The sequence below is a fragment of the Hymenobacter terrenus genome (genome assembly GCF_000972495.1).
Lineage (GTDB): Bacteria > Bacteroidota > Bacteroidia > Cytophagales > Hymenobacteraceae > Hymenobacter > Hymenobacter terrenus.
This window is the reverse complement of record NZ_LATM01000059.1, coordinates 1-11,026: the sequence shown is the minus strand read 5'-3', so window position 1 is coordinate 11,026 and position 11,026 is coordinate 1. Positions and strand designations below refer to the sequence as shown.

7 protein-coding genes and 1 pseudogene are annotated in these 11,026 nt (G+C 59.9%); 6 read left to right on the top strand and 2 right to left on the bottom strand.

Annotation, left to right across the window (positions count from 1 at the left end):
• Positions 1 to 746: pseudogene (locus WX88_RS31100) on the top strand (hypothetical protein); the annotation flags it as partial.
• A 146-nt stretch (positions 747 to 892) separates the two neighbouring features.
• Positions 893 to 2,806 (top strand): DUF3857 domain-containing protein, encoded by a 1,914-nt coding sequence (locus WX88_RS25925; RefSeq protein WP_046247338.1) that lies wholly within the window; start codon positions 893 to 895, stop codon positions 2,804 to 2,806.
• A 567-nt stretch (positions 2,807 to 3,373) separates the two neighbouring features.
• Here the strand turns inward: WX88_RS25925 and WX88_RS25920 are convergent.
• Positions 3,374 to 5,581 carry a helix-hairpin-helix domain-containing protein gene (locus WX88_RS25920; protein ID WP_082116316.1) on the bottom strand — a complete coding sequence of 736 codons (2,208 nt, stop codon included), beginning with the start codon at positions 5,579 to 5,581 and terminating at the stop codon, positions 3,374 to 3,376.
• Positions 5,582 to 5,656: 75 nt separating this feature from the next.
• Positions 5,657 to 6,592, bottom strand: coding sequence for a PorV/PorQ family protein (locus WX88_RS25915; protein WP_156176456.1), 936 nt, complete (start codon positions 6,590 to 6,592; stop codon positions 5,657 to 5,659).
• A 107-nt stretch (positions 6,593 to 6,699) separates the two neighbouring features.
• On the opposite strand from WX88_RS25915, the gene WX88_RS25910 reads away from it, so the two are divergent.
• The 4 genes from WX88_RS25910 to WX88_RS25895 form a co-directional block, all read left to right on the top strand.
• Positions 6,700 to 7,434: a M48 family metallopeptidase gene (locus WX88_RS25910; RefSeq protein WP_046247335.1), complete on the top strand. Its 735-nt coding sequence runs from the start codon at positions 6,700 to 6,702 to the stop codon at positions 7,432 to 7,434.
• Between the two features lie 67 nt (positions 7,435 to 7,501).
• Positions 7,502 to 7,723, top strand: a complete 222-nt coding sequence (gene yidD / locus WX88_RS25905; RefSeq protein ID WP_046247334.1) for a membrane protein insertion efficiency factor YidD — start codon at positions 7,502 to 7,504, stop codon at positions 7,721 to 7,723.
• 32 nt (positions 7,724 to 7,755) lie between these two features.
• Positions 7,756 to 8,679 carry a hypothetical protein gene (locus WX88_RS25900; RefSeq protein ID WP_197076976.1) on the top strand — a complete coding sequence of 308 codons (924 nt, stop codon included), beginning with the start codon at positions 7,756 to 7,758 and terminating at the stop codon, positions 8,677 to 8,679.
• A gap of 1,381 nt (positions 8,680 to 10,060) precedes the next feature.
• Positions 10,061 to 11,026 (top strand): hypothetical protein (locus WX88_RS25895; protein ID WP_156176455.1); only part of this gene is annotated, 966 nt, incomplete at its 3' end.

Genomic DNA, 11,026 nt, shown 5'->3' with positions numbered 1-11,026 from the left:
AGCCGCTGCTGCCCTGCGGCGTGCTGCCCGAGCGCTGCCTCAACCACGTGGGCCGGCTGGTGATGAAAAAACCGGAGGAGAGCCGCTGGGTCGACCTGACACCGGCTCAGCGCCACATACGCTACCAGCAAGTGGCCCTCACCCTGGATGCCCAGGGCGGCCTTGCGGGCAAGGTGCACGACGAGCACGGTGGCTACGCGGGAGTAGCGGCCCGCAAGGAACTGGCGAAGCTGGGCGAGAAAAAGTACTTCGCCGAGCTCAGCAGCCAACACAGTGGCTGGACGGTGCCCAAAATCGCGGTGGCCGAGCGTGACAACGTGGGCAAGCCGTTGGCTCTGGACTATGAGTTCACCCAGGCGGCCGACGACAATGCCACTGCTGGCACGTTATACCTAAGCCCCCTGCGAGAACTGAGGAGCGAGCAAAACCCCTTCCGGCACGATGACCGGCTGTTTCCCGTCGACTTTGGGGCCCAGCAGGACGAGACGACCATGGTGACGCTCACCCTACCCGCGGGCTACGAGCTGGCCGAAATCCCCAAGGCCGCCATCATAGACCTGCCGGGCGAGGGTGGCCGCTTCCTATACAGCATCACCGCCACCACGCCGGGAGTGGTGCAGATTATGAGCCGGCTGAACCTGCGCAAGCCCGTGTACGCGGCCGAGGAATACGTGCACCTGCGCGAGTTCTACCGCCTGATGCTGGAAAAGCAGAGCGAGAAACTGGTCGTTAAAAAGAAGGCATAATCTAACAAGACCCAAGACCGCAGCAACCACCAGGCAAGCGCGTAGGGCGAGCTCTATAGTTTGCCCTACGCCCCAGAATGCGCTACTATTCAATCCTTAGAAATTATCCCGTGAAAGCCCTATTGCCTTTACTAGCGACTCTGCCATTGAGCAGCTTTTTACTGCTGCGCCCAGCTGCTCCCGAGCCCAAGTACGCGGTGTCGGACATTCCCGCGGCCCTGCGCGAGGGAACCCACGCCGTGCTGCGGGCCGATGATGAGGTAGTCACCGTGAAATCGGCTAGCCGGCTGGTGCATACGGTGCACCGGGTTATCACCGTGCTCGACCCTGCGGGCGACGACTTTGGCCGCCACTCAGTGGGCTACGATGCGCTCAACACCATTACCTACCTGCGCGGGGCCGTGTACGATGCCAATGGCCGCCAGCTGCACCAGCTGCGGGCCGCCGAAATCCACGACCAGGGCCAGGGCGACGCCGGGGGCAGCTTCATGACCGACGTACGCGTGCGCTACGCCGACCTGCGCCAGCCTCAGACGCCTTACACGGTGGAATTCGATTACGAAATCGTGTCGGACAACACCTTGTTTTATCCCGAGTGGCAGCCCCAGGAGGAAGAAGGGCTGGCCGTGCAGGCGGCTTCTCTGCGCGTGAGCACGCCCGCTACCCTGCCCCTGCGCTATCAGGAGCGGCAGCTGCCCGCCGGCACCGCCGTGGCCCACACCACCGCTGGCAGCCAGGAAGTATACCAGTGGCAGCTGGCCAACCTGCCGGCTGCGGACGAGGAAGACGCCGCCCCGCCCCTCGCCGACCTCACGCCGGCGGTGGTATTGGCCCCCGGCACCTTCGAGGTGCAGGGCCACAAAGGCACTTGCGCCTCGTGGCAAAGCCTGGGGCAGTGGAGCTATGAGCTGAATGCCGGCCGCGACCAGCTGCCCCCCGCCACCGTGGCCAAGGTAGCGGCGCTGGTGAAGGATGCCCCCGACGCCCGCACCCGCGTCCAACGTGTATACGAAATGCTGCAAGGCAGCACCCGCTACATTTCGGTGCAGCTGGGCCTGGGCGGCTGGCAAACCTTTCCGGCCAGTGCCGTGGCCAGCAGTGGCTACGGCGACTGCAAAGCCCTGAGCAACTATACCAAAGCGCTGCTGGCCGCCGCCGGCGTGCCCGCCTACATGGCGCTGGTTGGCGCGGGGAGCGACCGGGGCGACCTTCGCGTCGACTTCCCCAGCTCGCAGTTCAACCACGCTATTTTGTGCGTGCCTCTGGCTAAGGGTGGCCGCCCCGATACGCTTTGGCTGGAATGCACGAGCCAGACCGAAGCCTTTGGCTACATGGGCAGCTTCACCGGCAACCGCCACGCGCTGCTACTCACGCCCGACGGGGGCAAGCTGGTGGCCACGCCCCGCTACGGCGCGGCGGAAAACCGGCGGGAGCGCCGGATTGATTTGTTTCTGGATGCCGTGGGCGGGGCCACCGCCACGGCCCGCACCCTGCGCACCGGCCAGGAGCAGGACTTCTACGCCCAGCTTCTGCACGAATTGGGCCCCGCGGAGCAGAAGAAGTACGTCACCGACCGCCTCCAACTGCCCACCTTCACCCTCACGAAATTCAACCTGGCCGCCAAGCCCGCCGGCCGCCTGCCCGGTGTAGTCGAAACCCTGGGGCTGACCCTGCCCGGCTTTGCCGTGCCCAGCGGCAAGCGCGTGTTCATCAGCCCCAACCTACTGAGCCGCTTGCCCGCCCTGCCCGCGCAAATAGGCGAGCGCCAGGCCGCCGTGTGGCTGCCCCGCGCCAGCTTGCACGCCGATACCGTGCGCCTGCACCTACCGGCCGGCTTCCGGGCCGAGACCTTGCCCGCCGCCGTGCAGCTCAGCACGGCCTATGGCACCTATGCCAGCCACTATATTTCCTTGCCCGATGGCACAGTGCAGTACATCCGCCGCCTGGAGCTGAAGCGCGGCCAACTCCCCCGCACCGCCTACGCCGGCTACCTGGACTTCCGCCGCAAAATCAGCACCGCCGACAAAGCACAAGTAGTGCTCCTAAAAACGGAGAGCTGAGTGTAGAACGCAGCCTTTGCTGCGTCTCACTGCGCTGGCCCATCATACACCAGCCCCGCACCGATAAAAAACGGCCTACCACCCATTTTTAATCCGAACAGCGTTGGCAACATTTTTTGCTGGCGAACGAATTTTGTTGCCAACGTTGGCAACAAAATTCGTTCGCCAGCAAAAAATGTTGCCAACTGCTTTTTCTTTCCCGCGCCCGGCTGCTAAATACTCAGCAAGCTCACCAAAAGCCGCTCCTACCCATTATAGGAGCGGCCTTCGGTGAGCTTGCGCATGTGGTGCGTTTAGCAAGCCTTGCTTTTAACGGCTCAGGTTTCGGCAGTCGTGCTAGCAGCTCAGGAACGAACCTGCCCCTTCTTAACTATTAGCCTGTTGAGGGGCTTTTTTGTGAAATCGAGGGCGGTTTTGGGTGGTCGAGGCGATGCCGGCCAGGCTATGGCTGGTGGGGCTAATGACAGGGCCTGTTGCAGCGCGCCCGCACGCCGAACTCGGCATGTAGAATAGCCGGTATGGTAGAGCAGCGGGATGAGCCCGCACACTTTGCCCTACTGCGAGGGCTCAGAACTTCACTCGCAGCTGTGCCTTCACTTCACTGCGGACATCGCCCTGGATTTCTTCCAGGCCCGTACCGACCGTGTTTTGGTAGCGGTAGCGGGTTTCGGCGTAGCGCAGCCAGAGCGTGAGGGAGCGGTTGAGACGGATTTCGGCGATGCCGTACACCCGGGTACCCTGCCCGTAGAGGGCCGGTACCGATACGGCCAGCAGCACGTCCTGCTCATACACGTACTGGCGGCTGTCGTAGTCGTCGGCATCAAAAAGCGAATAGCGGGCCGTGAGCTTGAGGGTCCGGCTTACCTGGTAGCCGATGTCCTGGGCCAGTACGTAGCCGCTGCGCCAGGCCAGGCCGGTGTCGTCGCGCAGGCGCGAGGCCTGCATGCGGGTGCGCAGCTCCAGCGCCGTGCTGACGGCGGTATTGTAGTACAAGAGAATGCTCTGCCGCAGCTGTTCGCCGGGCAGCGGAATGGCGCGGTTCGGGTCGAAGGCAGTCAGGTCGGCCGAGGCCAGGTCGCGGGGCTTGAGGCGCTGGCGCAACTGGGCGTAGAGCAGGCTGGTTTTGGTGGGCGAATAGGCGATGCGCACCAGGGCGTCGTGACCGTTGGTGGGGGCGCTGGCCCGGTAGCGCAGCCACGGGAAGCTGAACTGGTCGTAGTAGGCCGAGATTTCCCAGCGAGGCACGGGGCGCACTTTCAGGCCGATGTACACGCCGGTTTCGTTGATGTTGCGCGTGTTTTCGCTGAAAGCGTTGCCGTAGAGCGTGTGGAAGGTGGGGTCGTAGTGCCGCACCAGCAGGGCCGCGTCCACGGTGGGGCCGAGGCTGGCCAGCAGGCCATTCACGGTACCCAGGCCCCCGCCCGTGCTGCGCGCCGTTTCGCCGAAGAGCAGCAGATTGCGCCACACATAGCTATAGTTGACGGACAGCGCCAGGTTTTCCTTACCGCTAAACTCGAACCGGTTGTAGGGTTCCGGGCGTTTGAGGATGGCCGTGCCATAGCGCGTAAACACCCCGGTGACCCCGATGGCCAAGTTGCCGTCGCGGCTGGTGTAGCCCACGTTGCCGCCGCCAATGGTTTCGGCGAGCTGGTGGCGGTTGGCTATTTCCGAGGCGGTGCGGTGGAAGCCGGTGTAGAGCAGGCCGGAAGTGAACTCATCATACTGCGCCGAAGAATCCTGGCTTTGCTGGAGGTTGGCATCCACGTTTTTGTGCGACACAAACCCCGTGACCTGCACCGTGGGCGCCACCTGGTAGGTGGCGGCGCCACCGCGAAAAAACGTATTTTCGAGCAACGACGCATATGCCCGCACGCCCACCGACGACCGGCGCAGGGTGGTAATGGTTTCGGCCCCCTTGCCCACGCCCAGCCCCGACGACAGCAACAGCCCCTGGCCAAACTGCAATTGGTAGTCGCCCAGCGCCAGCGCCTTCAGCCGGCCGCGCTCCTGTAGGAGTAAGTGCGCCGACACGTAATCGGCCCCAAACTGCCCCTTTTTGGGGTTCCAAGTCAGCTGTTCGCCGGCATCTTTTTCCAGCGAAAACCCCAGACTGAAATCCTTGGTGTGGCTTACGCGGTAGCGTATCAGCATTTTATCGGGTGTGCCGAGGTAGCGGGTGGTGGGGCGGCCCTGGTAGAGCGTGGGCGGCGTGTAGCCCTGGCGCTGCTGCAACACCCGCTCGTAGCGCAGGTAAAAGGCATTGTTATCTTCGCGGGCAACACGCTGCCAGAACGTGCCGCGGGCGGCATTCCGGTTGCTGCTCAGCACGCTCACGAAGGGCAAAATGCGGTTTATTGCCCGTAGGTCATAGCCCTCGATGCTTTGCAGCTCATACACGCTGAGCAGGTCACCATTGATTTCGCGGTGCCGGAGCAGGGTGGTTATCTGATTTTCATTGAGCAGCAGCAGCGCCCGCAGTTCTTCCCGGGTCGCGGTATTGAGGTTGATGGGCGTCTGATAGTATTGCAGCAGCGTTTCGTAGAGGTCCTCGTAAGGAACCTCGTCGGACTGAATCTCCGCGAACAACTCTTGGGTAAGTCGGTCCAGGTCGGGCGGCCGACGGGTGTATTCCTGGCCGGCAGCCAGTTGAGGAATCAAGAAGGCCGCGTGAAGAACGACGGCCAGCAGTAAGGGCCGCCGCAGCCAGCCAGCCGCCGGGCGAGTGCCATGAGAATAACGTTTCCTTAGCCATCCTACGATAAAAGGTATAGCCATGGTATTACAAATAGTACAGATTCTTCATGCTTTACTTGATTTGCCGGTGGCACCATCTACTAACACCTCGCTCTCCTACTGTGCACTTCTCGCGCCCAACGTCTTGCCCACGCTCAAATGCTGGCTGAAGCCCAGTGCCTGCTGAAAAGCCGCCGCGTAGTCAAGCTGAAATTGCCCGGCCAGCACGCCGAGGCCGGCGCTGGCCTGCTTGGTGAGCGAGGCCAGGCCCAGCCGCGCCGTCAGGATGGGCACCGGCCGATACTCCAGGCCGGCCTTAAAATTGGCGTCGCGCTCCACGTCTTTCTCGGTTTCTATCAGCAGCAGCACCTGCGAGCTGGGGCGGTAGCCCAGGCCGGCGCGCAGCACCGTGGGCACCCGCTCGTTCTGGTAGTTGGCCAGCTTGGTTTGGCTGAGGTTGTAGAGCGAAGCCCCGAAGCTGAGCCGCTGGGGCACAATTTCGATTTGGCCCCCCAGCGTACCCAGCAGCACCCGCTTGCTGCCCAGCCCTTCGATGCTGACTTGCAGCATGTCGACCCGGCCGCCCAAGCTGATTTGCCCAAGCCGGTAGCCGTAGCCGGCTCCCACCCGCGTTTCATTATAAAGAGTGCCCCCGAAGCGTTGGGCCTCCACCGCCACCACGCCGTGCCGGGCCCAGGTGCGGACCGTAGCGGGCGTGGGCGCGGCGCCACTGGCGGCCCCCGCTATTTCGGGGCTGCGGCCCAGCGGCAAGGCTACCGTGAGCGCGCCCACGTTCAGAGCCGAGCTGAAGTAGCGGTTCTCGGCATAAAAGCCAACCGTTGACTGCTGGATCTCGCTCAAGCCCGCCACGTTGTTGCCCATGCTCCACACCTCACCAGCCAGGGCCACAGAGGCATTGCCGAGCGCGGCGGCGCGGGCTCCCCGCACACCGGGGCCATTGCCCTGCGCCGCTGCCGGCATCGCCAGTAGCACGCCCGAGAACAGCAAACCAGCCCATAAAACAGAAGAATATTTAGGTAAACAGTGTTCCATAATGGTAAGGTAGTGACTTGGCAGCAATAGGTTGAGCTTCAACCCGAAATTATTTTGCCGCGCTTCACGGTTACATATTCCGGCGCCACTGCCGAACTTGCCTCCTTATGCCCCGCCCCTTCTCTGCCGCGCCCCTCCGTGAAACCCTTCTTTATAATAATCAACCTGTTAATTACACCATCGTTTTCCGGTCGCGGCGCACCATTGGCTTCGCCGTAAAGCCCGATGGCAGCGTGCACATCAGCGCGCCGGCCGGCACTTCGCGCGAATGGGTGGCCCAGCAAGTGCTCAAAAAAGCCGACTGGATTCTGAAGCATCAGGCTACCTTCGCCAGCCGCCCCGCCCCTGCTCCCAGCCGTCGCTACGAGGACGGCAGCACGCATTACTACCTGGGCCAGCCCTACCGCCTGCGCTTTGCCGAAGCCCAGCGGCCCGCCATCACCATAACCGGCGATGAGCTGGTAGTAGCTGCCCCCACCACGCTGGCCCCCGCGCAAACCGAAGCCCTGCTCCACCGCTGGTATGCCCGCCAGGCCGCCTCACAATTTGCCGAGTCGCTGGCGCGGGTGTGGCCGCGCTTCGCCGAGTTCAACCTTGCCCGCCCCACCCTGTTCGTCCGCGCCATGCGCACCCGCTGGGGGAGCTGCACGCCGCGCACCGGCCGCATCCGCCTCAGCCCCGAGCTTATCCGCGCCCGCCCCGAATGCCTCGACTACGTGTTGCTCCACGAGTGCTGCCACCTGCTGGTAGGCAACCATTCCAGGGCTTTCTACGACTTGCAAACCCGACTACTGCCGGATTGGGAACACTGGAAAGCAGAACTCAACACGCTGCCAAAGTAAGCCAGAAGTGCATGGTCGCATCTACTAGTATAGCAGCGCCCCTCGCCTGCTCTGCTATCTTCACCCTATGTCCCGGCTGTTTCGCGCCTTATTTTTAGGCCTCGTCTGGTTTTATCGCCACTTTATCTCGCCGCTCACGGCACCGAGCTGCCGGTACACGCCCACCTGCTCGGCCTATGCTGCGGAGGCTATTACCAAATATGGGCCGTGGCGGGGCGGACGGCTGGCCTTGCGGCGCATAGCCAGTTGCCACCCATGGGGCGGGCACGGCCACGACCCCGTACCGTAATTCGCTAGCCGCGTATAGCCAGGATTACTCAAATGTCTACTCTTTCAATGCGCATTGCCCCTCTCTTGCCGCTTGCCCTCGCCTTGCTGTTCACCGCCGCCTGCTCCCAGGCTCAGTCTGACGAAACAGAAAATTCTGGCGAAACGAGGAACGAGGCCGCCACGAAGGGCGGAGACCGCCGCAAGAATAAAGCTGCTGCCGCGGCCATCCCGGGATTGCGCCGCGTGGGCTCCCTCAAAGCGGTAGTACCCGAAAGCTCGGGGCTGGCCCCCGCCGCCACGGGCCAGAACTATTACTATAGCTTCGGCGACGAGGGCAACGCGCCCACCTTGTATGAAATAACGGAGGAGGGCAAGCTGGTTCGCACTATCGATATAGCTGCGCCCATCAGAGACTGGGAAAGCCTGAGCCGCGACCCCCAGGGCTACTACTACATCGGCGACTGCGGCAACAACGAGAATACCCGCCACGACTTGTCCATCTACCGCTTGCGGCCGAGCAACCCCAAGGACGTCGTGGCCATCAACTTCACCTACCCCGACCAAAACGAGTTTCCTCCCAAGAAAAAGCAGCGTAACTTCGACTGTGAAGCCAGCCTCTGGCACGAGGGCAAGGTCTGGCTCTTCACCAAAGACCGGGGCCAGGCCCGCACCAGCAAAGTGTATTCGCTGCCCGACCAGCCCGGCGACTACACCGCCAAGCTGGTAACCTCCTTAACCATCCCCGGCCAAGTGACCGATGCGGCCCTGCGGGCCGATGGTCACCGCCTCGTGCTGCTAGGCCGCGGCGAGTTGTTTATGCTCGATGGTAACTCCTGGGACGAAATCCTGAAAGCCACTCCCCGTCGGATTTCGCTGGAAGGCGCCGGCCAAACGGAAGGTGTGGTATTTAAGAGCGACGACACGCTACTCATCAGCACCGAGCAGGGCGAACTGTTTGAGTACAAGCTGCCGTAGCGAGCCGAGCAACTTATCTATTCGTGCCGGGTGCTGGCTCCGGGAGTATCTGCTCCCGAAGCCAGCACCCGGCTTTTTTTGAGCAGCTGAGTCTTCCTAGTTGTGGCCCGCACAGCAGGATTAACGAGACGACGGCTGAATTAATTGCCCGTAGCAAAGCAATAATTTCTTATACAGCAGCTCGCGTCCGGCCACCATGCCTGACAGGCTTGTACCCAGCACCGTACGGCGTTACGGGCTAGTTGGTCTGGCCTACTTCTTTGTTTCCCTGAGTGGGTACAGCGTTGATACATACTGGCTCTGTGGCGGTCTGCTCCAGAAGAGGAGCCACGCACAAGCTGCGCTTGGAGCCTTCAGGCATTGTACTGATAGTGAGTGCAGATGGCTAACCGGCAGTTGTAGTGAGTTTAGTCGCTGGTGAATTAGGCACAGAGATGCGTTGCCTAATTCTAGCCTATCTCAATACCCTATCTAATTACATTACCTCTAAAAAAGCAAACACTACGATACTTTTAGTGAGTTCAGAAAACTACTATGCGAAAGCTATTAATTTAGCAACAGCAGAGCTGAAATAGGTAATAAAATTACATTTAAAAAAGATACACTAATCTTAAACAACGTTAACACAGGCGCCATCTGTTACTTCGAGGACATCTAGTTAATACCATTTTTATCTTCTGTTTAAATAATTAACCAAGCAATTAAAACTAATTTTTCCAATCATTAGATAGGACTTCCAATTTAGGGAATACTCTTTTCCAATTTAGGGAGAAATTCCAAAAATAATTATCGCCAAATTGACTCTAGTGTGGAATTTAAAATACTTTCCCGGACGTTGGGTTGTCAAGCTCAACCTTGCCTTTCTGTATTATAAATATTTGCAATACAACTATTTATATCAGCTTAATGAATAACTTCAACTCAGGCAAGAGTATTCACCACGCTAATCCAATCAGAACACCATCTACTTTCTCGCCTCTTACCTCTTAAAAAAAGTAAAGCCCAAGGTGCCAGTTGTTAATCTGAATAAAATAATGCAAATCAGCATTCTTTACCAACAGCCATATATTCAGTAAACTACCTATCGGTTGACCTTTCTTATCAATGCTCATATGATCCACGAAACATTCCATACCATTCTAATCTAAGACTGGTAAAATAATTTTCTTGAAATAAGAATGCGAGCATCACATAGCAACAGGAATAACTTCTCTTTCAAACATTATCAAAACAATGTTAAACATGAACTGAAAACAGAAATACCGCCCTCACGCATAAAAATTAAATTCTACGGTGCCGGACACTTGATACAGGGCCAATGCCTCTCGGCCCAGCCTGGCCAGCACCTTCCTGATTGTAACTATCCACCATCCTCTTTCTTATGAAACACTTCTTACGCCTCCGGCGTGGCGCTTTCCCTGTTTTACTAACGGGGGACTCTAGCCGGACAGCTTGCGGCTGGGCACGGCTGGCGCTGCTGCCCCTGTCGTTGCTTTTTAGTCCTGTGCTGGCGCAGTCCACGCTGGAATTCGCGCCGGGCGCCGGCAATCCCACCGGCTCGGGGCCATCCATCGCGCCACAGGTTATCACCTTCCAAAACAACCCGGACAATCCTGTCGCCAACACCTTTACCCCCTTTACCCCCACCACAACAGCCACATTCACGCTCAGCAACCAGCAGTATGCCTTATCTCCCCTCACGCAGATGAGCACGGGGACGGGGGTCGCGTTCGGGGCTGGTGGTAACTCAGCAGGTACACTCGCGATAGCGACTGAGCTGTTCCCGGCGATGACCGCCATTGGAAGTTCGACCGATGCCAACTATACCTCCGTTAGCGGGGCCACCGGCGGGCTCAGTACGACGGCCAACAACGAGGTGAAGTTATATGCGTCAGTTGAAGGAATACCCGCCACCGCTCCCGCCAACGCTCGGTATCAGTTTGCTGATTTGACGATTACTTTCAACCGGGCGGTAGTCAATCCGGTGATACATGTTACGGGCCTAGGTTCCATAACCATCTCCACTGGCCTGGGCATCTCAGCAGAACTAGACTTGCTTACCCCGGGCGTAACACTTTCGGAGCTGAGCGGCTCGCCGGAGCTCGATGTCCGGCCTACTCAGATTCTCAATAGTGCGGCCGTTCCTGGAACAAATACGGGCGCGGGCGCCGCGAGCGGCTCGGTGCAAGTCACTACCCCCCCGACTGGCGTTACGTCGCTTCAGTTCCGAATTTACGTACGTGGTCAGGCCAGCGGCGGTGGCAACTGGCACAGCTTAATTTCTACAAGCAACAGCGGCGAAGGCTGGCTGATTGGGGTGTCGGCGCTGACGCCCGGCGATGTGCTG

What these genes read in the sequence shown, in the direction of transcription:
- WX88_RS25920 (WP_082116316.1), bottom strand. Translation starts at nt 5,581, where the DNA reads ATGGCTATACCTTTTATCGTAGGATGGCTAAGGAAACGTTATTCTCAT.
- WX88_RS25915 (WP_156176456.1), bottom strand. Translation starts at nt 6,592, where the DNA reads ATGGAACACTGTTTACCTAAATATTCTTCTGTTTTATGGGCTGGTTTG.
- WX88_RS25910 (WP_046247335.1), top strand. Translation starts at nt 6,700, where the DNA reads ATGCCCCGCCCCTTCTCTGCCGCGCCCCTCCGTGAAACCCTTCTTTAT.
- yidD (WP_046247334.1), top strand. Translation starts at nt 7,502, where the DNA reads ATGTCCCGGCTGTTTCGCGCCTTATTTTTAGGCCTCGTCTGGTTTTAT.
- WX88_RS25900 (WP_197076976.1), top strand. Translation starts at nt 7,756, where the DNA reads ATGTCTACTCTTTCAATGCGCATTGCCCCTCTCTTGCCGCTTGCCCTC.